We start from the raw sequence: 23,816 nt of genomic DNA, 5'->3' as shown, positions 1-23,816 counted from the left end.
ATCGGGCGGTTGAATGATCACAAGCAATGCCCGGCGCACCGCCCGGCATTTTCTTTCACTGCGACTTGGCTTTGACGGCTGCGAACACCCCGTCGGTCTGTTGTTTGAAGGTCGCGAAATCGACCTGGCTGCCGTTGAGCATCGTCGACCAGTGGCGCACGATGGCCGCCATCGCGATCGCCTCCTTGATCTCCTCATCGGTCGCGCCATTGAGCTTGGCGGCCTCGGTGTGGAAATAGATGCAGTACTGGCAGGGGATCTGCGAGGCGACGGCCAGCCCCAGCAGTTCCTTGGTCTTGCCGTCGAGCGCGGTCTTGGGGTTGAGCTGCACACCCTTGATCTCGGCCCAGGCGCCGGCAACCGCGACATCGGGCAGCGTCTTGAACATGTCCGGCACTGAGCCGAGCGTCGCCTCGATGTCCTTGTAGGCGGCGGCCGCCGAGGCATCCTCGGCTCTGGCGGGAGCGATCGTGAACAGCGCGCCAACGCCTGCCGCTATCACCAGCGATTTGATCGACCTGTTTGAATTCAGCATTGCATCCTCCATCCGCAGTGCCTTTCCCGGCGACATCCGCCTGGCCTGCATGGAGAGAATTGGTACGCCTCGACCCCACCTGGCCGCTTCGCCCGAAAGCGCCATGGTCCCTATGGCCCGTCCGGGCCAGCCTGCCTGGCGGAAAATGCCGCTGCCGCCGCCCGTGACGGCAAATCGAGCTTCAGCAATATGTTGGCGACATGACGCTTGACCGTATGCTCGCTGAGCCTCAGCTCGGCGGCGATCGCGGCATTGCTCTTGCCGTCGGCGATCAGGATCACCACCTCGCTTTCGCGCGCCGTCAGTTGAGCCGGCTCGGCGGGTTTCGCCTTGGGGCGGCAGGCCGGCTCCAGGTGCTGTTCCGACGTTGCCTGGACCAGCGCCAGCGGCTCGTCCAGCTCATCCACCGTGACACGCCCGGCATCGATGAAATGCAGGCCGGACCCCGCCGCCAGATCGGCGGCCAGCCGCGACGCCAGAATATCGCCGCGCCCGGCATGGGCGGCGATCTGCATCGTCACCCGTGCCATCAGCCCCACCGGCGGCCCGCGCATTTCGACCTCACCGACATGGGCGCCCTGGGCGCTTGCAATGCCCACATGTTGCGCCGCATCGCGCAGTGCCGCCGCGCAGCGTATGGCCCGCGCCGGCCCGTCGAAGCGCGAGATCATCAATTCGCCATGGATGCCGGCGACGCGTCCGCCATGACGGCCGACCAGCTGCTGCCAGCTCTCCTGGAAGCGCTCGCTACGTTCGCTCCACATGCGGTCGCCAACCCGCGCCGTGTCGTAGATGCGTGTCGCCAGAAGAGCGGCAAGCACGCGCTCCGCTTCGGCCACGGCACGCTCGCCGGTCAGGAATTCCTCGATCAGGTCGGCCACCCGGTCGACATCGCCGGTCCAGATCGGGTGGTCGCGCCCGGGGACCTCGACCAGTCGCGCATTCGAGATGTTTTTCGCCAGAAAGCGGCTGGCTCCGGGGTCGACCCGCGCGTCGTTGCGGCGATGGATGAGCAGGGTCGGTGCGCCGATCGCCGAAAGCACGCCGCGCACGTCGATCCCGGCATTCATTCGGGCAAGAGCGGCCGCTGCCGTCGGACTGGCCGACAGCCGCTCGAAGCGGGCCCACCACTGGGTGAAATGCGCATCATCTACCCGGCCGGGAGCGAAGTTGGGCAGTGTGGCGCCCGTGCCCCATTCCGTGCCGGCCGTCGCGATGAAGGCCTCGAGGCGCTCCGGCGACATCACCCATTTGTGGAAATGCGCATAACCGCCATAGAGCGCCAGCGCTCGTGTCCGTTCCGGATAGGTGGCGGCAAACAACATTGCCATCGGCGCGCCTTCCGAAGCGCCGAGCAAGGCCGCGCGGCCGCTGCCGGTGGCATCCATCACCGCGCGCACATCGTCCATGCGGGTTTCGAGGCTCGGCAGGTGGCGTGGGTCGACGCGGTCGGACAGGCCGGTGCCGCGCTTGTCGAACAGGATCAGCCGCGAGAACGCCGAGAGCCGTTTCAAGAGCCTGGCGTAGCCCTCGTCTTCCCAATGCAGGTCGAGATTGGAGATGAAGCCGGGCACGAAAACCAGGTCGAACGATCCCTGGCCGACCACCTGATAGGCGATCCGCACGTCGCCGCTGAGGGCATATCGCGTCTCGATCGGCCTCACGTTGCTATCCCGCCCGGCCAGACGATTTCTGATCGCCGACCATAGCAGACGCCCGGCGGATGCGGCAGCCAAACTTTAGAAGACAGGAATATAGCCCGCGGCGCGAGCCGTGTTCGCCCGCCATTTCTGGGGCAGGCTATTTCTGGGGAGCGACGCTCTCTGCACCCGTGGGTTGGACGTAGCCGATGCTCACATCGGCCTGCTCCTCGGTCTTCGGCCGCTTGATCCTGGCCGAGGCCACGACGACGAGTTCGTCAAAACCTTCGCCGCCGCTGTCCAGCATCTCGAAGAACTGCCGGCGCATCCTGGGCTCCCAGAACTTGTTGATGTGCTCGGCCACGCCCGCCACACCTTCCTCGCGGGGCCTTGAATGGAAGAAGGCGGCGATCTGGTTGGCCATGCGCACCAGCTTTTCCCCGGTGCTCGTGATGTGTTCTTCGTCATGCGACATGCTGGGCAACTCCCAAGACCACCCGTTTAGGGTGGGTGAAAACATCGAAATCGTCGCCGCGCACCAGCGCCACCAGCGTCATGCCGGCCTCTTCGGCGGTGCGGATGGCAAGGGCTGTCGGCGCCGACACGGCGATGATGAAGGCGGAGCCGATCGCCCCCGTTTTCTGCACCATCTCCACCGAGACGCGTGATGTCACCACCACCGCGCCCGATGCACCGTCAATGCCGGCCTTGGCCAGCGCGCCGGCCAGTTTGTCCAGCGCATTGTGCCGGCCGACATCCTCGCGCGCCATGACGATGCCTTTGCCGGGAATGTAGAAGCCCGCTGCATGCACGGCGCCGGTTTCTGAATGCAGCGGCTGCACCTTCGACAAAAGCTTGACTGAGCGAACGATGTCGTCGGCTTCAAGCGTAAGCTTGGACGCACCAACCTTGTCGACCGAGCGCATCGCTTCCTCGATCGATTCGATGCCGCATAGCCCACAGCCGACCGGACCGGCCAATCGCCTGCGTCGCGCCTCGAAGCGCGTATTGGCCTGGTCCTTCAACCGGATCTGGATATCGATCCCGGCGCCATGGTCCTCGACCTCGATCGCCTCTATCTCGTCAGGCAACGCGATGATGCCTTCGGTCAGCGAGAAGCCGAGCGCGAAATCCTCGAAATCGGCCGGGCTCGCCATCATCACCGCATGGGTGGTGCCGGCAAAGGAGAACGCCACCGGCGTCTCCTCCGGCACCATGCGGTTGGCCGATGTCGTGCCGCTGGCGCGGTGGGCAAGGCGAGAGATTTGGGTGGTGGCTTGGCGTTTGCGGGTCACGAGGCGCGCCCCTCTGCCCTGTTCGTCCTTAGCAGTAGCTGTGGAGGCTCGCGCCTTTCCTCTCCCCCGTCGACCGGGGGAGAGGTGTCAGGCGAAGCTTGACGGAGTGGGGGTCGACTGCTCGCCAGATAGGCCGGTTTGCCTGCTCTTTGGGTTGTGCGCGACTTTCGACGGCTGCGTGTTGCGGGGCCGGCTTCCCCCACTCCGTCGCCGCTTCGCGGCGCCACCTCTCCCCCCTCCGGAGGGAGAAGAAAGGCGCCAGGCGGCATAAGCTCGCGTCCTTCCTGACGGAGTAGGGGTCGACCAACCGTCAAGATTGAAGCTCTTATTGTCGAACGCCGTGGCAAGACTACTCCGCCGCTTCCAGCTTTGCGATGCGGCGGCTCTGCTCGGCCTGCTCGTTATAATCGCGCTGCCAGTCCGAAGGCCCGTTGGAGGCGCCGACCTGCACCGCGGTCACCTTGTACTCCGGGCAGTTGGTCGCCCAGTCCGAGAAGTCGGTGGTGATGACGTTGGCCTGCGTGTCGGGATGGTGGAACGTTGTGTAGACCACACCTGGCGACACCCGGTCGGTGATCAGCGCACGCAGCGTCGTCTCACCCGAACGGCTGGTCAGCCGCACCCAGTCGCCATCGCGCAGGCCGCGGTTCTCGGCATCGTGCGGATGGATCTCCAGCCGGTCCTCCGAGTGCCACATGACGTTTTCGGTGCGCCTTGTCTGTGCACCGACATTGTACTGGCTGAGGATGCGACCGGTGGTCAGCAGCAACGGGAAACGCGGCCCGGTCCGCTCGTCGGTCGCCACATATTCTGTGCGGATGAACTTGCCCTTGCCGCGCACGAAGCCGTCGATATGCATGATCGGCGTGCCGAGCGGCGCCTTCTCGTTGCAGGGCCATTGCACCGATCCGACACGGTCGAGCAGATCGAAAGAGACGCCGGCGAAGCTTGGCGTCGTTTTGGCGATCTCGTCCATGATTTCGGAGGGATGCTGGTAGTTCCAATCCAGCCCGATCGCGCGGGCAAGCTCCTGTGTCGCTTCCCAGTCGGCATAGCGCGCCTTCGGCTCCAGCACCTTGCGCACCATGTTGATGCGGCGCTCGGCATTGGTGAAGGTGCCGTCCTTTTCCAGGAAGGTCGAGCCCGGCAGGAAGACATGCGCGTAGTTGGCTGTCTCGTTGAGGAACAGGTCGTGCACGACGACGCATTCCATCGCCGCCAGGCCGGCCGCGACATGCTTGGTATCAGGGTCGGATTGCAGGATGTCCTCGCCCTGGATGTAGATGCCCTTGAAGGATCCGTCGACGGCGGCATCCAGCATGTTGGGGATGCGCAGGCCCGGTTCGTCGTCGAGCTTCACCCCCCACAACGTCTCATAGATGTCGCGCACCGCCTCGCCGGAGATGTGGCGGTAGCCCGGCAGTTCATGCGGGAACGAGCCCATGTCGCAGGAACCCTGCACGTTGTTCTGGCCGCGCAGCGGATTCACCCCGACGCCCGGGCGGCCGATATTGCCGGTCGCCATGGCAAGGTTGGCGATAGCCATAACCGTGGTCGAACCCTGGCTGTGTTCGGTCACGCCGAGGCCGTAATAAATCGCGCCATTGCCGCCCTTGGCATAGAGCCGTGCAGCACCTCGGATCAGTTCGGGATCGACGCCGGACAGCTTGCCCACGATTTCGGGGCTGTTTTCCGGCAAGGCGACGAAAGAAGCCCAATCCTGGAACTCCGCCCAGTCGCAGCGATCGCGGATGAAGGCTTCGTCGAAAAGCCCTTCGGTAACGATGACATGCGCCAGCGCCGTCAGCACCGCCACGTTGGTGCCGGGCTTCAGCGGCAGGTGATAGTCGGCCTCGATATGCGCCGACTTGACCATTTCGGTGCGGCGCGGATCGAGCACGATCAGCTTGGCGCCCTGGCGCAGCCGCTTTTTCAGCCGCGAGGCGAACACCGGGTGCGCGGAAGCCGGATTGGCGCCGATGATGACGGCGACATCGGTGAAATCGACGGAATCGAAATCCTGCGTGCCGGCCGAGGTGCCATAGGTCTGGCCGAGGCCGTAGCCGGTCGGCGAGTGGCAGACGCGCGCGCAAGTGTCGACATTGTTGTTGCGGAAGCCTTGGCGCACCAGCTTCTGGACGAGATAGGTCTCTTCATTCGTGCAGCGCGAGGACGTGATACCGCCGATCGAGGTGCGGCCGTATTGATACTGGATACGGCGGAATTCCTTGGCCGTATGGGCGATGGCCTCTTCCCAACTCACCTCGCGCCAGGGATCGCTGACCTTTTCCCGGATCATAGGCGACAGGATGCGGTCCTTGTGGGTGGCATAGCCATAGGCGAAACGGCCCTTCACGCAGGAGTGGCCGTGGTTCGCCTTGCCGTCCTTGTAGGGCATCATGCGAATGACTTCGTCGTCCTTCACTTCTGCCTTGAACGAGCAGCCGACGCCGCAATAGGCGCAGGTGGTGACAGCGGAACGCTCGGGCATGCCTTTCTCAAGCACGGTCTTTTCACGCAGCGCATCGGTCGGACAGGCCTGCACGCAGGCGCCGCAGGACACGCATTCGGAGGCGATGAAATCCTCGTGCATGCCGGCGACCATGCGCGATTCGAAACCGCGGCCCTCGATCGTCAGCGCGAAGGTGCCCTGCACCTCCTCGCAGGCCCGCACGCAGCGCGAGCAGACGATACATTGCGCCGGATCATAGGTGAAATAGGGGTTGGACTCGTCGCGGGCGATGTAGTCGACCGCCAGCGAGCCATGGCCGGGCGCGACGCCGTTTTCCTGCTTGACGTGGTTGCGGCCCTCAATGCCGAAGCGGTTCTCGGTCAGGCCGACCGATTTCGCCACAACGTCGAACTCGCTGGCGCCGGTGCCGGCCTTCTCGTTCCAGCCGGTCGGGTGGTCGGAGACGTAAAGCTCCATGACACCGCGGCGGATGGCGTCGAGCCGCTCGGATTGCGTGCGCACCACCATGCCTTCGCCGACGGGGGTCGTGCAGGATGCCGGCGTGCCGCCGCGCCCGTCGATCTCGACCAGGCAGACGCGGCAGGAGCCGAACGAGTCCAGCATGTCCGTGGCGCAGAGTTTTGGGATCTCGACCCCGCCTTCCATCGCCGCGCGCATGATCGACGTACCCTCCGGCACGCTGATGCTGCGGCCGTCGACGATCAGCGTAACCTGCTTTTGCGCCTTCGATTCCGGGGTTCCGTAATCGAGTTCTTCGATGAGTGTCGGGAAGTCGGCCTTGATATTCATCTGCCAGCTCCTATTCAGCAGCCACGCGCGCCGGCGCGGGCTTGAAATCTTCGGGGAAATGGGTGATCGAGCTCATCACCGGATAGGGCGTGAAGCCGCCCAGCGCGCAGAGCGATCCGAACTTCATCGTGTTGCAGAGATCGGTGACCAGTGCCAGGTTCTTCTCCGGCTCGATGCCGGCGGCAAGCCGGTCGATGGTCTCCACCCCGCGTATCGAGCCGATGCGGCAGGGCGTGCACTTGCCGCAGCTTTCGATGGCGCAGAACTCCATGGCAAAGCGCGCCTGCTTCAGCATGTCGGCCGTGTCGTCGAACACGGTGATGCCGGCATGGCCGATCAGCCCGTCGCGCTTCGCGAACTCTTCGTAGTCGAACGGCGTGTCGAACAGGCCGCGCGGGAAATAGGCGCCGAGCGGGCCGCCGACCTGCACCGCCTTCACCGGGCGACCTGTGGCCGTACCGCCGCCGATATCGTCGACGATCTCGCCCAGCGTCATGCCGAACGCCGCCTCGAACAGGCCGCCGAACTTGACGTTGCCGGCGATCTGTATCGGGATCGTGCCGCGCGAGCGGCCCATGCCGAAATCCTTGTAGAAGGCAGCACCCTTGTCCATGATGATGGGCACGGAGGCCAGGCTGATGACGTTGTTGATCACCGTCGGCTTGCCGAACAGACCCTGGATTGCCGGCAGCGGTGGCTTGGCTCGGACCACGCCGCGCTTGCCTTCAAGGCTGTTCAGCAGCGACGTTTCCTCGCCGCAGACATAGGCGCCGGCGCCGACGCGGATTTCCATGTCGAAGGCGTTGGGCGAACCCAGCACGCTGACGCCGAGCACGCCTGCCTTGCGGGCGACCTCGACAGCCTTGTTCATGACAGCCACCGCATGCGGATATTCCGAGCGGATATAGACGAACCCCTTGGTCGCGCCGGTGGCGATGCCGGCAATCGTCATGCCTTCGATGAGCACGAAGGGGTCGCCCTCCATGATCATGCGGTCGGCAAAGGTGGCGCTGTCGCCCTCGTCGGCATTGCAGACGATGTATTTGCGGTCAGATGTCGTATCGAGCACCGTCTTCCACTTGATGCCGGTCGGGAAGCCGGCGCCGCCGCGGCCGCGCAAGCCCGATTCCGTGACCTGTTTGACGATGTCGAGCGGCGCCATGGCCACCGCGTTCTGCAGGCCCCTCAGCCCGCCCAGTGACTTGTAGGCGTCGAGCGATAGCGGGTCGTTGATGCCGCAACGCGCGAACGTCAGGCGCGTCTGTTTGGCCAGGAACGGGATCTTGTCGGGCGCGCCCAGCCAGCGCTTGTGATGGCCGCCAGTGAGAAAGCCGCTGTCGAACAGGCTCTTGACGTCCGATGGCTTGACCGGCCCGTAAGCGACGCGGCCCTTTTCGGTCGCGACCTCGACCATCGGTTCGAGGAAATAGGCGCCGCGCGAGCCGTTGCGGACGATCTTGGCCTCGACGCCCCGTTCAGCCAGTTCCGCACGAACAGCCTTGGCGACCTTTTCGGCGCCGAGCGCCAGCGCGCCGGAGTCACCTGGAATGTAGATGCGCGGGATCATGAGCGTACCTCCCCGACGATCTCTTCGATCTTCTCGTCATCGAGCCGCCCGATCACCTCACCATCCAGCATCGCCGACGGTGAACAGGCGCACAGCCCGAGGCAATAGACAGGCTCAAGTGTAACCGATCCGTCGCGGGTGGTCTCATGGAAATCGATGCCCAACAACTGCTTGACCTTTGCGGCGATCGCATCCGAACCCATCGACTGGCAGGCTTCCGCCTGGCAGAGCTTGAGCACATGCCGGCCAGCCGGCCGGGCACGGAAATCATGATAGAAGGTCACGACGCCATGCACTTCGGCCCTCGACAGGTTCAGCCCATCGGCGATGACGGGCACGGCGTCCTGCGGCACGTGGCCAAATTCTTCCTGGATCTCGTGCAGGATCGGCAGCAGGGGGCCTTCGAGGCCCTTCAACTCCTGGATGATCGCCGCCGTGCGCGACTGTATCTCGGTACTTGCAGGCTGCATCGTCACGCAGCGCCCTCCCTATCGTAGCGATCGATGCATATAATCGTCCAAAAGCATGAAGCGGTTTTGGAACAACGACATGCCTACGCCGCTTAATCGCTAAGTGCTTAAGAAATCAGAGGAAACCTCTGAAATCAATAAAGCGGTTTCGTTGCACGATAGAAAATTTCTATCGCGCCGATTGACCAGTTATGACTAGCTCAGCGATTGGTGCGGAAATCGTCTGCCAGCGCCATCGCCTCGTCCAGCAGCGCCTGCACCAGCGGCGTGTGCGGTTCGCGCGGCGCGGCGACCAGCCCGACCGTGTGGCTGGCATCCGGTTCGACGATCGGAATGGCCCGGATCGGCTCGGAAAAACCGAATGTTTCCGCCAGGTTGAGCGGCATGATCGACGACCATTTGCCTGTCCGTATGTGGGAGAACAGCACGATCATCGAGTTGGATTCCAGTGTCGGCCGCACCTGCACGCCGGCCTCGGCCAGATGCTGGTCGATGATGCGGCGGTTCTGCATGTCCGGCGTCAACAAGCAGAGCGGCAGCTGGCTGATTTCGGCCCATGTCACTTTGTCGCGATCCGAATAAGGATTTCCGACCGCCGTGATCAGCTGGTAGCGCTCGTCATAGAGCGGCACGCTCGTCACCCGTCCGAGAGGCTCGTTGTCGAGATAGGTGATGCCGGCATCGACGTCGAAATTGCCGAGCAGCGACAACACCTCGATCGAGGTGCGCGACAGGATAGAGAAGGTGACGCCCGGATGCTTCTCGCGAAATGGCGTCGTAAGCCGCGCCACCATGGCGAGGGCGGTTGGGATGGCGGCAATACGGATACGCCCGGACAGGCCATGTCGCGCCGCCCGCATCTCTTCGCGCATGGTCCTGGAATCGCCGACGATGCGACGCGCCCACACCAGCACCTGCTTGCCTTCCGGCGTCAGCCCCTGAAAGCGCGAACCGCGATTGACCAGCATGACGCCGAGCTGGCCCTCCAGCTGCTTGATCCCGGCCGACAAGGTCGGCTGCGTGACGCCGCACGCTTCCGCCGCCCGGCCGAAATGCTCCTCCTTGGCCAGCGCGATGAAGAATTCGAGCTTGTCGATCATACCATCCGTCCGTTCGTTGCGCGCAAGGTCGGGGAAATTGCCTTTCGCCGCAAGCTCTACCCGCAATTGGCCATGCATCCACATCTTTGGGCCGGCTGGCTGTTTCCCCCGGCCGAACACGGCGCTATGTGGTTGGATGGAATACGAGGAGATCGGACATGCTGGGCTGGTTCCGCAAGCTTTTGCCGCGCGAAGATCGCTTCTTCGACCTCTTTGAACGGCATTCCCGCACCGTGGTCGGCGGCGCCGAGGCGCTGGAGCAGCTCCTGCAGGGCAAGGACATCGATCGTTGGTGCCAGAAGATCATCGATCTCGAGGACGAGGCCGATCATATCACGGCCGAAGTGCTGCTGGCGGTGCGGCGTTCCTTCATCACGCCCTTCGATCGCGGCGACATCAAGGACCTGATCCAGTCGATGGATGACGCCATCGACATGATGCACAAGACCGTCAAGACGGTGAAGCTGTTCGAAAAGAAGGAATTCGACCCGCTGATGCAGGAGATGGGTGGCGTCATCGTTGCCGCCTCCAGGCTGGTTGCCGAAGCGATCCCGCTGCTCAGCAAGGTCGGCACGCACACGGTACGCCTCAACGCCATCGCCGAAGAGGTGATGCGCGTCGAAAGCCGCGCCGACGATCTGCATGAGCAGGGATTGAAGGACCTGTTCAAGCGGCATGGCCGCAGCGATCCGATGGCCTACCTGATCGGCTCGGAGATCTACGGCCAGCTGGAGAAGGTGGTCGACCGCTTTGAGGACGTCGCCAACGAGATCAGCGGCATCGTCATCGAGAACGTTTAGGCAATGGAAGCCACCATCGCCTTTCCCGTGCTGATCGGCCTTGTCGCCGTCGCGCTGTTTTTCGATTTTCTCAACGGCCTGCACGATGCAGCGAACTCCATCGCCACCATCGTCTCCACCCGCGTGCTGAGACCGCAATATGCGGTCCTGTGGGCGGCTTTCTTCAATTTCATCGCCTTCATGTTCTTCGGCCTTCACGTGGCTGAAACCGTGGGAAAAGGTATCGTCGACGTCAGCATCGTCACGCCGGCGGTGATCTTCTCGGCGCTCGTCGGCGCTATCGTCTGGAACATCGTCACCTGGATTGCCGGCATCCCGTCCAGCAGTTCGCATGCCCTGATCGGCGGGCTTGTCGGCGCCGGCGTTGCAAAGGCTGGGCCCGGCGCCATCGTCTGGACCGGGCTTGGCAAGACGGTCGCCGCAATCGTCGTGTCGCCGGCGACAGGGTTTGTTCTGGCGCTGGTCCTCATCCTGGCCGTTTCCTGGCTGTTCGTGCGCCAGACACCGTTCGCCGTCGACAGCACTTTCCGCGTCATGCAGTTCTTTTCGGCCTCGCTTTATTCGCTAGGGCACGGCGGCAACGACGCCCAGAAAACCATGGGCATCATCGCCGTGCTGCTCTATTCGCAAGGCATGCTCGGCGGGACGTTCTACGTGCCGCTGTGGGTCGTCCTCACCTGTCAGACAGCACTGGCGCTCGGCACTTTGTTCGGCGGCTGGCGCATCGTCCACACGATGGGCTCGAAGATCACCCGGTTGAACCCGATGCAGGGCTTCTGCGCCGAGACCGGCGGCGCCATCACCCTGTTTGCCGCCACCTGGCTTGGCGTCCCCGTGTCGACCACCCATACGATCACCGGGGCCATCATCGGTGTCGGCGCTGCCCGTCGCGTCTCGGCCGTGCGCTGGGGCATTGCCGGCAACATCGTCATCGCCTGGATCGTCACCTTGCCGGCCACGGCTGCAATTTCGGCGCTCACCTACCTAGCGGTTGGCCTGGCAGGGTGAGGCGGACACCGGTGGTGCTTGGAGTCGCTGCCAATCTGCACTATCTGAGCCGCAGCCAAACGCCTAGGGAACAATGCATGTCCGTCACCAAGGAAATCGTCACCGAGCGTCTGAAGACGGTCAACGGGCCGGACTTCACCGGCAACATCGTCGACCTCGGCATGGTTTCGGAGATTTTCATCGCCGATTCGAAAGTGTTTTTCTCGATCACCGTTCCCGCCGCCCGCGCACAGGAGATGGAGCCGCTGCGCGCCGCAGCCGAGCGTGTCGTCAAGGCGATCCCTGGTGTCGCCGGCGCCGTCGTCGCGCTGACGGCGGAGAAGAAGGGCGGCGGCATGGAGGCTCCGGTTGCGTCGCGTCCCGCGCCCAGGCCCGCACCGCCGGCTGCGCCAGGCGGGCCGCGCCCAGCTCCACACACTCCAGCCCCGCACGCCTCGGCCTCGCAAAGCTCGGGCAAGCGCGGCGTGCCCGGAATCGAGGCGATCATCGCGGTGGCGTCCGGCAAGGGCGGCGTCGGCAAGTCGACCACCGCTGTCAACATCGCGCTTGGCCTCGCCGCCAACGGTTTGCGTGTCGGCGTGCTCGATGCCGATATTTATGGCCCGTCCATGCCCAGGCTGCTCAACATCCATGGCCGGCCGCAGACCGTCGACGGCAAGATCCTGAAACCGATGGAGAACTACGGCCTTAAGGTGATGTCGATGGGCTTCCTCGTCGACGAGGAGACGCCGATGATCTGGCGCGGTCCGATGGTGATGTCGGCGCTGACGCAGATGCTGCGCGAGGTCGAATGGGGCCGCCTCGACGTGCTCGTCGTCGACATGCCGCCCGGCACCGGCGACGCCCAGCTGACCATGGCCCAGCAGGTGCCGCTGGCCGGCGCCGTCATCGTCTCGACGCCGCAGGACCTGGCGCTGATCGACGCCCGCAAAGGATTGAATATGTTCAAGAAGGTCGACGTGCCGCTGCTCGGCATCGTCGAGAACATGAGCTATTTCATCGCCCCCGATACCGGCAAGCGCTACGACATCTTTGGCCATGGCGGGGCGCGGCGCGAGGCCGAGCGCCTCGGCGTGACTTTCCTCGGCGAAGTGCCGTTGGAAATGGGCATTCGCGAAAGTTCTGATGAAGGTGCTCCGGTGGTGGCGTCGAAGCCAGACAGCGCCGAGGCGAAGATCTATCGCGGCATTGCTTCGAAGGTCTGGGACCGGGTCAACGAAGAACGCGGCGCGGCCGAAGCGGCGGTGCCGAACATCGTGTTCGAGTAGCTCGGATATCCCTCCCCTCAAGGGGGAGGGGAACCCACCTTCTCGCCAAAGCTTGAAAAGAACTGCAAGGCCAGCTTCTTCGAAGTCGATTCGATGAGCCGGCTGCCGAGTTGGGCGATCTTGCCGCCGACTTCGGCCTTGGCCGCGTATTTGAGGACCGTCGCATCCGGCCCGTCCGCCGTCAGCGTCACGTCGGCGCCACCCTTGGCGAAGCCGGCAATACCGCCCTTGCCCTCGCCCTGGATGGTGTAGGAGTGCGGCGGCTTCAGGTTCTTCAACGTCACCTCGCCGTTGAATGTCGCCTTGATCGGTCCGATCTTCAACACCACCGTCGCCGCCATTTCGGTCGGCGATTTCATCTCCAGGTGCTGGCAGCCGGGAATGGTCGCCTGCAAAACCTTCGGATCGTTCAGCGCGTCCCACACTTTCTGCAGGGGGGCGGCAATGCGTTCCTCGCCTTCGATCACCAAAGCCATCGACACCTCCCGGACAGACTTCGAAGGCCTAACGCACGGTCTGGTCTGTGTCTATCGCACCAAAGTCCGGTTGCGACGGTGCGCCCTCTTGCCTGCTTCCGCGCGTTGCCATATCGATTTGTCTTACAAATACGGAGACCATGATGGCAGGCGCCCCCACCGGAAAGAAGAAGTTTCGCTCGCAGGAGTGGTTCGACAATCCCGACAATCCAGGCATGACCGCGCTCTACCTCGAGCGCTACCTGAACTACGGCCTGACGCGGGCCGAGCTGATGTCGGGCAAGCCGCTGATCGGCATCGCCCAGACCGGCTCGGATCTGTCGCCATGCAACCGCCATCATATCGAGCTCGCCAAGCGCGTGCGCGAAGGCATCGTCTCGATGGGCGGCATCCCCTTCGAATTCCCGTGCCATCCGATCCAGGAGACCGGCAAGCGCCCGACCGCGGCACTGGACCGCAACCTTGCCTATCTCGGCCTGGTCGAAGTGCTTTACGGCTATCCGCTCGACGGCGTCGTACTGACCATCGGCTGCGACAAAACCACGCCGGCGCTGCTGATGGCGGCGGCCACCGTCAATATTCCGGCCATAGCACTTTCGGTCGGACCGATGCTCAATGGCTGGCACAAAGGCAAGCGCACGGGATCCGGCACCATCGTCTGGGAATCGCGCCAGCGGCTCTCCGCCGGCGAGATTGACTATGACGAGTTCATGGACATCGTCGCCTCATCGGCGCCGTCGACCGGCTATTGCAACACCATGGGCACCGCCACCACGATGAACTCGCTGGCAGAGGCGCTCGGCATGCAATTGCCGGGTTCGGCCGCCATTCCCGCACCCTACCGCGAGCGCGGCCAGATCTCCTATGAGACCGGCAAGCGCATCGTCGAGATGGTGCATGAGGATCTGAAGCCGTCCGACATCATGACGCGCAAGGCCTTCGAGAACGCCATTGTCGTCAATTCGGCGATTGGCGGCTCGACCAATGCCCCGATCCACCTCAACGCGATTGCCCGTCATCTCGGCGTGCCGCTCACCAATGACGACTGGCAGACGGTCGGCCTCCATGTGCCGCTCATCGTCAATCTGCAGCCATCGGGCGAATATCTCGGCGAAGACTATCACCATGCCGGCGGCGTGCCGGCTGTGGTGGCCGAGTTGATGAAGGCCAAGCTGCTGCCTTATCCCGAAGCGATGACCGTCAATGGCAAGACTATCGGTGACAATTGCAAGGGTGTCGCCAACGAGAACACCGACGTCATCCGCGCCGTCGCCGAGCCGCTGAAGGCCAATGCCGGCTTCATCAATCTCAGCGGCAATCTGTTCGATTCCGCAATCATGAAGATGAGCGGCATCTCGCCGGAATTCCGCGAGCGCTATCTCTCCAACCCGAACGACCCGGAAGCCTTCGAAGGCAACGCCATGGTCTTTGACGGTCCCGAGGACTACCACGCCCGCATCGACGATCCGGCGCAAGGCATCGACGAGCACACCATCCTGTTCATGCGCGGGGCCGGCCCGATCGGCTATCCCGGCGGCGCCGAGGTGGTCAACATGCAGCCGCCCGCCTATCTCATCAAGAAGGGCATTCACGCGCTGGCCTGCATCGGCGATGGCCGCCAGTCGGGCACATCGGGCTCGCCCTCTATCCTCAACGCTTCGCCGGAAGCCGCCATTGGCGGCGGCCTGGCGCTGCTCAAGACCGGCGACCGTGTGCGCATCGATTTACGGAAAGGCACTGCCAACATCCTCGTCACCGACGAGGAAATCACGCGCCGCCGTGCCGAACTGCAGGTCGATGGCGGCTATCATTATCCCAAGCATCAGACGCCATGGCAGGAGATCCAGCGCTCCATGGTCGACCAGTTCTCGGAGGGCATGGTGCTGAAGCCGGCGGTGAAATACCAGGATGTCGCCCATACCAGCGGCGTGCCGAGGGACAACCACTGAGCACCCGCTTGATATGAAAATGCCGGCCTGATCGGGCCGGCATGAAAGCCTTGGCGTAAGCTTGTTTGGATGGCGGCCTCAGGGTGGAGGCGGGCCGGACGAAGCGGCGATGGCTGTGATGCCGGAGAGTCGTCCTGCCTTGCGGATGACTGGTGTGTGATACTGTTTCTTCATAGGACCCGTTGCCCGTTTTAGATCACTGCTCGCACGCCAACTGATCCCACCTGTCAGTATGACATTGCAGTCCTCGTCAGTTTCGGGTTTTTTGACACGAAATCAAGAGGGGTCCAGAGCGTCGTCCATGATGATGGTTTTCCGCCACGGGCGTATCCTTGCCGCCTAGCCCGATCGACATTGCCCCGGTCGACATTGCTATTGTCGGCGCGGGCATGGCCGGTCTCTTCCTGGCGTGGCGCTTGTCCCAAAGTGAAAAGCCCGCAAGGATCGCAGTTTTCGAATCCGCCGGTCGCGTCGGCGGTCGGGCCTCCACGGTCTCATTTCCCGGAGAGCCGAACTTCGGCATCGATCTCGGCGCGATGATGCTGATGCCACAACATCGGCTGCTCAAAAAACTCATGGCGACGCTGGATGTAAAGCTGTCGGGTATGGACGTCGTCACCGGCGCCAACCGGCTCCATCTGCGCGGTAGGAGCCTGCCCTACGCCGCTATATCGCGCTTTGCGCCGCGCCGCCTGTTTGCCTATGACGTGACGCGTCGGCTGCAGGAAAAAGGCCCGTCCCGCCTGCTGCGAAAGGCGGCAGCACTGATCCTGCCGGGTTCGGAGGCCTTCGGCAGCGCCGAATGGAACGGCGCCGCAGGCTTCGTTTATCGCGGCCGCAAGCTGGCGGATTGGGCGACTTGGGATGTGCTGGCGACGGTCTTGACCCCGGAGGAAATGGCTTTTGCCGAGGACGCGGTGGGCTATTCGTTGCTCCTGCGCGGACCCAACGCCGCCGAGACGTTCAGGCTTGCGCTCGGCGAGCTGAGCGGCGGCCGCTCCTATTGTTCCCCCGATGGTGGGTTCCAGCCGGTTGCGGAGCGAATGGCCGGGCGGATCGCTGTCAGCGGCGGCGCCGTCCATCTCGATCACACCGTGACCGCCATCGCCCGCTCGGCGCAAGGGATGGTCTTGTCTGTCGAGGGGCAGGGCGGGACGGTCGAGGCGCGCAAGGTCGTGCTGGCGTTACCGGTCCGCCCCCTGCGGACCCTGCTGGAAAAGTCCGGCATCGAGCAGCCCAGCGATCTGCCGGCACCGGAACCCTGGCCGATGCTCACGCTGGCCGCCTGCTATGCCAGCCCATGGTGGGCTCGAAACGGCATCGCGGCCGGCCACAGCGTGACCGATCTGCCGGCTCGCCAGATATGGCAGTTCACAAAAGCGGACGCGCGCGACGCGACGATTCGGCGGAGCGTCGCCATGGCCTATTGCGATGGCAGGCACATGGTATTCTGGCGCTCACTGCTGCCTGAGCTCGCTCGGCGCCACGGTTTTGCGGTTTTGGCCGAGGGACATTCCGCGCTGGAGGCCTTTCACGGCCAGATGGTCGAAGTCCATGGCAAACACGGCGCCATCTCGAAACCCATCGGCGGGTTTGCGCAGGATTGGGGTGCGCCGGCCTATGGCGGCGCGTCGCATGTCTGGGACCGTGGCATAGATATCTCCGGTATAAAACTGGCGAGCCATACGCTTGCTCCGGGCATTCATGTCTGTGGCGAAGCGTGGTCCAACAATCACGGCTGGATCGAGGGCGCGCTGGAAAGTGCGGAAGACCTGTTGCAGCGGGAATTCGGGCTCGACGCCTGGCTTGCCTGAGACTCCGCAAGGGCGATGAAAAACGATCCTACATTCCCATATGAGTGGTCGGCTATCGGACGGAAAGTATCAACGTGACTAAACGGCGCTCTTCAATCGGTTTCCTCGGCATGTTCGGTCGCTCCGGCGATTTGCGGGAACTCGACACCGCGCTGCGCGGCGCCGATCTGCATCCGGCGCTTGTCCCTGAGGGGGTAAAGCTCACCATCGTCAATTTGATGAAGGATCATTGGCCGGACGAGCCGCCGCCCGACGCCTACCGGTCCGTGGCGCAGCTGTTTGGCTATTGCATCGCGGGCCCACAAACCTTCGAGCAGGCCAATGGGCCGGAGCGGCGGCTGGACGCTGAGCGCCGCATCGAGGCTGCGCTTGAAACCGGCGACAGCCTGGATGCCCAGATCGTGTTGATGGCGCTGCATGGCAAGCTGATCAGCGCCGAAGTGGTCGAGCGCTTTGGGTTAAGTGCGGACTGACCTACGTAAGGTGAAGCTTACCCGCCCATGCCGCTGCGTGGCAGCTTGATCATCTCGCCGAAGCGGGCGCGCAATTTGTCGTCGAGCAGCTTCGGCACATGGCGCGGGAAGCGCTCGGCAAGCACGCGCTTCTTTTCGATGATCGCCCGCTGCAAGATGTCGGGCCGGCCCTTCTCGTTCCATTCCTTGGGCGAAAAGCGGTCGCCGACGGCCGGATAAAAATACTCGGTCTGCATCAGGCGCAGCGTCTGCTCGTTGCCGAGATAGTGGCCCGGGCCATTCATGCAGACTTCGGTGATGGTGTCGATCGACAGCGCTTCGTCGGTCACTTCGATGCCCCGCACGCAGCGCAGGCAGTGGCCCAGCATGTCATTGTCTATGATCAGGCTCTCCAGGCAAAAGCCGAGCAGCGAGGCATGCATACCGGCCGATTCATAGACCAGATTGAGGCCGGCAAGGCCGGCCATCACGTCGGTGATGCCCTTTTCATAGCCGGACTGGATGTCGGGCAGTTTCGAATCCGTCATGCCGGCGGCCGAACCGCCCGGCAGATCGTAGAACTGCGCCATCTGCGCACAGGCCGAAGTCAACACTGCCTGCTCGGCCGAGCCGCCCGACATGGCGCCGGTCCTGAGGTCGGAGACGAACGGCCAGGTGCCGAAGATCGCCGGATGCCCGGGCTTGATGGCGTTGACGTAGATGAGGCCGACAAGCACTTCGGCCACCGCTTGCACCACAGCGCCGGCAATCGCCGCGGGAGCGGTGGCGCCGGCCTGGCCGGCCGATAAAAGCAGGATCGGGATGCCGCCGTCGACACAGGCTTCGAGCACGCCGCAGGCGTCCTCGGCAAACTTCATCGGCGGCACGACGAAGCAATTGGAGTTCGACACGAACGGCCGGGCGCGGAAATTCTCCTCGCCGCCGGCGATCGCATAAAGCATTTCCAGCGCCGGCTGCACGTTCTCGCGCACCGTGAACGAGGTGCCGACATGCTTCGACGTCCCCATCACGCAGGCATAGAGCGTGTTGAAGTCCATTTCGAGCGGATCGGGAATGTCGCGCGGCACCATGGGCCGCTGGAAGAAATGGATGTTGTCGAGCCCTTCGACGAGGCGGGCGGCGTCGTAAATGTCCTGCACCAGCGACTCGCGGTATTCGCGCTTTTCGACATCGACCAGATGCACCGCCGCACCCGCCGTGCCGTAATGCACGCGCTTGCCCTGGATCAGCATGTCATGCCTGGGGTCCTGGCCGTGCAGCGTAAAATTCCGCGCGGCTCGTCTGATCGTGTCCATCACAAGCCCGCGTGGGAAGCGGACGCGGCCGTCATCGCCATAGACGGCGCCGACCCCGGTCAGCGCCTCGATGCAGGAGGGAATGGCATTGGCGAAGCCGACGGTCTCCAGCAGCGTCAGCACCGCTTCATGGATGCGCTCCTGGTCGTTCTGGTTGAGCGGCCCGTAGCTGCCGCCTTCGAGGCCGGCGCGCACCGGCCGGATATCGTCGGCAAGCGGTGCGGCCCGCATGGCGCGGCGCGCTTCGCGCCCGCCGGATCGGCGCGAACGCTGGTCGGCTGATGCATCTTTAGGAGCCGCATCCTGCTTTTCAACAGCCACTGACATGGGGGCACTCCACCTTTAGCTCGCGAAACACGGCGCGGTGATTGGTCCACCGTCGGCTTGCTTCGTCCCTCTGTCAGCCGACTATGCCGTTGCCATTGGCCCAGCCTATGGGCCAGTCAACGCAGCCGAGTATGCCAGAGAGCTAATGCAGAATGTTGGTGATCATGCCAAGGGCCGGGACTGTTCAAAGCCCCGGCACAGGCAAATCAGGCTGCAGCGGGCCTGCGTCTGGCTGCGGTCGCGAGCTCGCGAATACCCGGCTCGATGTGCTGCAATGCGATCGAGGAAATGCCCAAGCGCATGAAACGCGACGGCTTTTCGGTGCGATCGAAGAAACGATCGCCGGGCTCGATTATGACGCTGCGCGACGCCGCGGCCTCGGCCAGTCCACGTGAATCGGTGCCGCGCGGGCCTTCCAGCCAGAGCGATGTGCCGCCGGCGGAATCGGTCGAGCGCCATTCCGGCAGGAATGCGGAAATCGCATGGACCAGACGCTTGCGCCGCTCGTCGAAGGCCGACGACAGCCGCCGCACCAGGGCTTCGTGATGGCCGAGCGACAGGAACAGCGCAACCGCGCGCTGGTTGTTGGCCGGCGGGTGCCTGAGCATGAAGCGGCGCAGCGCCCTGAGCTCGGAGATTAGTCCAGCCGAAGCGACGATGTAGCCAAGCCGCAGGCCCGGAGCCAGCGTCTTCGACATCGAGCCGACATAGACGACGCGACCCGAGCGATCGAGGCTCTTCAGCGCCTGCTGCGGCGCCTCGTCGAGAAGCTGGCTGTCATAGCCGTCCTCGATGATGATCTGGTTGTGGCGGTTGGCGCGCGCCAGAAGGTCCTGCCGCCGCTCCGCCGACAGCGGCACCATGGTCGGGCAGTGGTGGCTGGGGGTGACGAAGACAAAGCCGGAATCGTTGGGAATGGACGAGGTGACGATGCCGGACTGATCGACCGGAACCGGCTGGATTTCGGCGCCTGCCAAGCGGAAGATCGAGCGCGCGTCGGGGTATCCCGGGTCTTCCATCGCGACCTTGGAGCCCTTTGTCATCAGCAGTGTCGCCAGCATATAGAGCGCGTTCTGGGCGCCCAGCGTGACGATGATCTCGTCCGGATTGGCGAAGATGCCGCGCCGCGGCAACAGCCGCGCCTGGATCTGCTCGATCAAGAGCGGATCGTCACGATCGACCATGTCGGAGGCCCAGTTGCGGATTTCGAGCACGGCCAGCGCCATGCGGTTGCACTCACGCCATTCGGCTGTCGGGAACAGCGCCGGGTCGAACTGGCCGTAGACGAAGGGGTAGGAGGACTTGATCCAGTTGTCGTGCTTGGCCGGTGGCGGCATGTCGCTGGCGGCGATCTGCCGGCGTGCCTTCCAGTCGATCTCGTTCTGCTGGTCGGGCGCCTTCTGGTGCGGCTTGGCGGGGGTGGCCAGCACATCCGGATTGACGAAATGGCCGCGCCGTTCGCGCGCCACCAGGAAACCTTGGTCGACCAATTGCTGGAACGCCAGCACCACAGTGCCGCGCGCGACGCCGAGTTTTTCAGCCAGGATGCGGCAGGACGGAAGCGGCATCGAAGCGGCGATCTGCCGGTCGAGAATGGCGGCGACGATCGCCTGACGGATCTGCGCCTGCAGGGTCTGGCCCGATTCCGCCGAAATCCGGAACAGGCCGGACCATATGGCCGTGTCGTTACGCTGTGGCATGGAAGGTGTTCCTCGATGGCCAGTCTTTTTTGCTTGGCTGGACCAGCGGAAGGTAACCGTGGCACAAGGGGTTGCGCCAATCAATTTTTCTGATCGCTGGGATTTATGCCAGTGATCTATGCGCGACGCGCAGCGTCGTCTCATCCCCGGGTGACGCTTGCGTCATCCCGCAGCGCGGACGCCCGCGCGATGCGAAGCGTCGTCGCGCCTCATTATCCCCAGCGCGACGCGCAGCGTCGTCGCTACTCCCATCAAATCATCCAGCGCGGCGCGCAGCGTCATAGCTCCATCACATCGCACTATGCTGCACTGCGTCATCCCCACGCATTGAAACATGCGGAATTCGGCTCAATAAGATCAGCGCGACGACACGCGCCGGAAACATCCGGTCTGATAAGATGTCGTGAAAAACGATCAGGAGCCGAAAGTGGATCATTCCTCCTTCGACAAACAGCTTGTCGCCTTGCGTGCTGCGCGCGCGGCGGCATCGGGTACGATGCGCGAGGCTTTTGCCGCCGACCCCAAGCGCTTCGAGACGTTCTCGGCCAGCGACGGCGACCTTTTGCTCGACTGGTCGAAATGCGCGGTCGACCAGGGCACGATGGAACTGCTCGAGAAGCTCGCCGCCGCCGCCGATCTCGAAGGTCGCCGCGCCGCAATGTTTTCCGGCAAGAAAATCAACATCACCGAAGACCGCGCCGTGCTGCACACGGCGCTGCGCAACCTCTCGGGCAAGGGCGTCACCGTCGATGGCCAGGACGTCAAGGCGGATGTGCTGTCCGTGCTCGACGCCATGGGCGCTTTCGCCGACGCCATTCGCTCCGGCAAGGCCGCCGGCGCCACCGGCAAGAAAATCACCGACATTGTCAACATCGGCATTGGCGGCTCCGATCTCGGCCCGGCCATGGCGACGCTGGCGCTGGCGCCCTATCACGACGGCCCGCGCGCGCACTACGTCTCCAACATCGACGGCGCCCATATCCACGACACGCTGAAGGGCCTGTCGGCCGAAACCACCCTGTTCATCATCGCCTCGAAGACCTTCACCACGGTCGAGACGATGACCAATGCCGAGACGGCGCGCGAATGGGTGCAGAAGGCGCTCGGCAAGGAAGCTGTCGGCAAGCATTTCGCCGCCGTCTCGACCGCGCTCGACCTGGTTTCCAAGTTCGGCATCGAAGCGGATCGCGTGTTCGGCTTCTGGGACTGGGTCGGCGGCCGCTATTCGCTGTGGGGCGCCATCGGCCTGCCGGTGATGATCGCCATCGGCCCGCGCAACTTCCGCGCCTTCCTCGATGGCGCGCATGAGATGGACGAGCACTTCCGCACCGCACCCCTGCAGAAGAACCTGCCGGCGCTGCTGGGGCTGGTCGGCTGGTGGCATCGCGTGATCTGCGGTTATCCGGCGCGTGCGGTCATCCCTTATGACCAGCGCCTTTCCAGGCTGCCGGCCTATCTGCAGCAGCTCGACATGGAATCGAACGGCAAGGGCGTCACCCTCGACGGCACGCCGGTGACGACGCCGACCGGACCGCTGGTCTGGGGCGAGCCCGGCACCAATGGCCAGCACGCCTTCTTCCAGCTGCTGCACCAGGGCACCGATTCCATCCCGGTCGAGTTCCTTGCCGCTGCCGTCGGCCATGAGCCGGATCTGAAGCACCAGCACGATCTACTGCTTGCCAATTGCCTGGCCCAATCGGAAGCGTTGATGAAGGGCCGCACGCTGGACGAGGCTCGCGCGCAGATGCTGGCCAAGGGCATGAAGCCGGCCGATGTCGACAGAATAGCCCCGCACCGCGTCTTCTCCGGCAACCGCCCCTCGGTGACGATCCTCTACCGCAAGCTCGACCCGCGCACCTTCGGCCGGCTGATCGCGCTTTACGAGCACCGCGTCTTCGTCGAAGGCACTCTGTTCAACATCAATTCCTTCGACCAATGGGGCGTCGAGCTCGGCAAGGAGCTGGCGACCGGCCTGTTGCCAGTCGTGGAAGGCAAGGAGAGCGCCGCCAAGCGCGACGCATCGACGGCCGGGCTGGTGGCGCGCATCCAGCAACTGCGGGGGGCTCAATGAAAAATCCGGCCGACATCAAGGGCATCTTGTTCGACAAGGACGGCACGCTTGTCGATTTCAACGCGACCTGGCTCGGCATCGCCGATTTCATGGCCATGGATGCTGCCGAGGGCGATCGCTGGAAAGCCGACAGGCTGCTTTCAGCGGCGGGCTTCGATTTTGTCGCCAAGCGCTTCAAGCCGGATTCCATCTTCGCCTCGGGCACCAATATGGATGTCGTCGAACTGTGGTTCCCGCGCCTGTCCGACGAGGACCAGATGCTGGCCGTCGCCCGCTTCAACGAGATCACCTCGGTGCAAGGCTCATCGATGGCGGTGGCCTTGCCCGGCATCGTCGCGGCGCTGACGGCTCTGCACAAGCGATCCTACCGGCTCGGCGTCGCCACCAATGATTCGACTGCCGGTGCGGAAAAGACCATGGTCACGCTTGGCGTCGCGCAGCTGTTCACCGCGGCCTATGGCTATGACGCGGTCGCCAATCCGAAACCGGCGCCGGACACGATCGTCGCCTTTTGCGACCTGACCGGGCTGAGGCCGTCAGAGATCGCCATGGTCGGCGACAACCGCCACGACCTGGAGATGGCGCGTGCCGGCGGCTGCGGCCTGGCGGTCGGCGTGCTCTCCGGCACCGGCACGCGTGAATCGCTGTCAGCGATCGCCGATGTCGTTTTGGATTCGGTCGCCGATTTGCCAGACTTTCTCTCGGCGCGGGTCAAGGAGACGGTCTGACGGGGGCTTGGGGCAAACTCAATTCGGCTCGGGATTTC

Annotated in this window: 19 protein-coding genes; 8 read left to right on the top strand and 11 right to left on the bottom strand. The window is 63.9% G+C overall.

Annotation, left to right across the window (positions count from 1 at the left end):
• Positions 1-55 precede the first annotated feature (55 nt).
• The 8 genes from NLY33_RS02345 to NLY33_RS02310 all read right to left on the bottom strand — a co-directional run bounded on the left by NLY33_RS02345 (position 56) and on the right by NLY33_RS02310 (position 9,869).
• Positions 56-535 carry a carboxymuconolactone decarboxylase family protein gene (locus NLY33_RS02345; protein WP_023703524.1) on the bottom strand — a complete coding sequence of 160 codons (480 nt, stop codon included), beginning with the start codon at positions 533-535 and terminating at the stop codon, positions 56-58.
• A gap of 110 nt (positions 536-645) precedes the next feature.
• On the bottom strand, positions 646-2,199 hold the full coding sequence (locus NLY33_RS02340) for an alpha/beta fold hydrolase (RefSeq protein ID WP_023703523.1): 1,554 nt from the start codon (positions 2,197-2,199) through the stop codon (positions 646-648).
• A gap of 136 nt (positions 2,200-2,335) precedes the next feature.
• Complete coding sequence (locus NLY33_RS02335) at positions 2,336-2,650, bottom strand: formate dehydrogenase subunit delta (protein ID WP_023703522.1); 315 nt, start codon at positions 2,648-2,650, stop codon at positions 2,336-2,338.
• Positions 2,640-3,470, bottom strand: a complete 831-nt coding sequence (gene fdhD, locus NLY33_RS02330) for a formate dehydrogenase accessory sulfurtransferase FdhD (protein WP_023703521.1) — start codon at positions 3,468-3,470, stop codon at positions 2,640-2,642. Before fdhD ends, NLY33_RS02335 begins: the two co-directional genes overlap by 11 nt.
• 349 nt (positions 3,471-3,819) lie before the next feature.
• On the bottom strand, positions 3,820-6,732 hold the full coding sequence (fdhF, locus tag NLY33_RS02325; RefSeq protein ID WP_023673425.1) for a formate dehydrogenase subunit alpha: 2,913 nt from the start codon (positions 6,730-6,732) through the stop codon (positions 3,820-3,822).
• Positions 6,733-6,742: 10 nt separating this feature from the next.
• Entirely contained in the window at positions 6,743-8,299 is a 1,557-nt protein-coding gene (locus tag NLY33_RS02320; RefSeq protein WP_023703520.1) for a formate dehydrogenase beta subunit, read from the bottom strand.
• Complete coding sequence (locus NLY33_RS02315) at positions 8,296-8,775, bottom strand: formate dehydrogenase subunit gamma (RefSeq protein ID WP_023688791.1); 480 nt, start codon at positions 8,773-8,775, stop codon at positions 8,296-8,298. The genes NLY33_RS02320 and NLY33_RS02315 overlap by 4 nt, the downstream gene beginning before the upstream one ends.
• A gap of 194 nt (positions 8,776-8,969) precedes the next feature.
• Entirely contained in the window at positions 8,970-9,869 is a 900-nt protein-coding gene (locus tag NLY33_RS02310) for a LysR family transcriptional regulator (protein ID WP_023703519.1), read from the bottom strand.
• Positions 9,870-10,027: 158 nt separating this feature from the next.
• Here NLY33_RS02310 and NLY33_RS02305 point away from each other — a divergent pair, with 158 nt between their 5' ends.
• The 3 genes from NLY33_RS02305 (at position 10,028) to NLY33_RS02295 (ending at position 12,945) form a co-directional block, all read left to right on the top strand.
• On the top strand, positions 10,028-10,669 hold the full coding sequence (locus tag NLY33_RS02305) for a DUF47 domain-containing protein (protein ID WP_023673429.1): 642 nt from the start codon (positions 10,028-10,030) through the stop codon (positions 10,667-10,669).
• Between the two features lie 3 nt (positions 10,670-10,672).
• The gene (locus NLY33_RS02300; protein WP_023703518.1) at positions 10,673-11,677 is read left to right on the top strand and encodes an inorganic phosphate transporter; all 1,005 of its coding nucleotides are present in this window, start codon (positions 10,673-10,675) and stop codon (positions 11,675-11,677) included.
• A gap of 77 nt (positions 11,678-11,754) precedes the next feature.
• Positions 11,755-12,945, top strand: a complete 1,191-nt coding sequence (locus tag NLY33_RS02295) for an Mrp/NBP35 family ATP-binding protein (RefSeq protein ID WP_023703517.1) — start codon at positions 11,755-11,757, stop codon at positions 12,943-12,945.
• Positions 12,946-12,962: 17 nt separating this feature from the next.
• Here NLY33_RS02295 and NLY33_RS02290 read toward each other — a convergent pair whose 3' ends face one another.
• A complete protein-coding gene (locus NLY33_RS02290; protein ID WP_023688787.1) occupies positions 12,963-13,421 on the bottom strand; it encodes an SRPBCC family protein in 459 nt (152 codons plus the stop codon).
• 143 nt (positions 13,422-13,564) lie between these two features.
• Between NLY33_RS02290 and NLY33_RS02285 the strand changes: the two genes are divergently transcribed.
• From NLY33_RS02285 to NLY33_RS02275, 3 genes are all read left to right on the top strand, one after another.
• On the top strand, positions 13,565-15,370 hold the full coding sequence (locus tag NLY33_RS02285) for an IlvD/Edd family dehydratase (RefSeq protein ID WP_023682063.1): 1,806 nt from the start codon (positions 13,565-13,567) through the stop codon (positions 15,368-15,370).
• A 332-nt stretch (positions 15,371-15,702) separates the two neighbouring features.
• Positions 15,703-17,184 (top strand): flavin monoamine oxidase family protein, encoded by a 1,482-nt coding sequence (locus tag NLY33_RS02280; protein WP_023682062.1) that lies wholly within the window; start codon positions 15,703-15,705, stop codon positions 17,182-17,184.
• A gap of 74 nt (positions 17,185-17,258) precedes the next feature.
• On the top strand, positions 17,259-17,657 hold the full coding sequence (locus tag NLY33_RS02275) for a hypothetical protein (protein ID WP_023826842.1): 399 nt from the start codon (positions 17,259-17,261) through the stop codon (positions 17,655-17,657).
• A 17-nt stretch (positions 17,658-17,674) separates the two neighbouring features.
• On the opposite strand, the gene NLY33_RS02270 is transcribed toward NLY33_RS02275, so the two are convergent.
• Together NLY33_RS02270 and pdxR are read right to left on the bottom strand one after the other, a co-directional pair.
• Positions 17,675-19,279 carry a trimethylamine methyltransferase family protein gene (locus tag NLY33_RS02270; RefSeq protein WP_023669483.1) on the bottom strand — a complete coding sequence of 535 codons (1,605 nt, stop codon included), beginning with the start codon at positions 19,277-19,279 and terminating at the stop codon, positions 17,675-17,677.
• A 206-nt stretch (positions 19,280-19,485) separates the two neighbouring features.
• Positions 19,486-20,979, bottom strand: coding sequence for a MocR-like pyridoxine biosynthesis transcription factor PdxR (gene pdxR, locus NLY33_RS02265; protein WP_023708197.1), 1,494 nt, complete (start codon positions 20,977-20,979; stop codon positions 19,486-19,488).
• 427 nt (positions 20,980-21,406) lie between these two features.
• On the opposite strand from pdxR, the gene pgi reads away from it, so the two are divergent.
• Together pgi and NLY33_RS02255 are read left to right on the top strand one after the other, a co-directional pair.
• Positions 21,407-23,050, top strand: a complete 1,644-nt coding sequence (gene pgi, locus NLY33_RS02260; protein ID WP_023688784.1) for a glucose-6-phosphate isomerase — start codon at positions 21,407-21,409, stop codon at positions 23,048-23,050.
• The gene (locus NLY33_RS02255) at positions 23,047-23,778 is read left to right on the top strand and encodes an HAD family hydrolase (protein WP_023703515.1); all 732 of its coding nucleotides are present in this window, start codon (positions 23,047-23,049) and stop codon (positions 23,776-23,778) included. The genes pgi and NLY33_RS02255 overlap by 4 nt, the downstream gene beginning before the upstream one ends.
• Positions 23,779-23,816: the final 38 nt, after the last annotated feature.

The sequence above is a fragment of the Mesorhizobium sp. C432A genome, assembly GCF_030323145.1.
GTDB lineage: Bacteria > Pseudomonadota > Alphaproteobacteria > Rhizobiales > Rhizobiaceae > Mesorhizobium.
The sequence above is the reverse complement of the archived record's forward strand: the minus strand, read 5'-3'. Positions and strand labels throughout refer to the sequence as shown.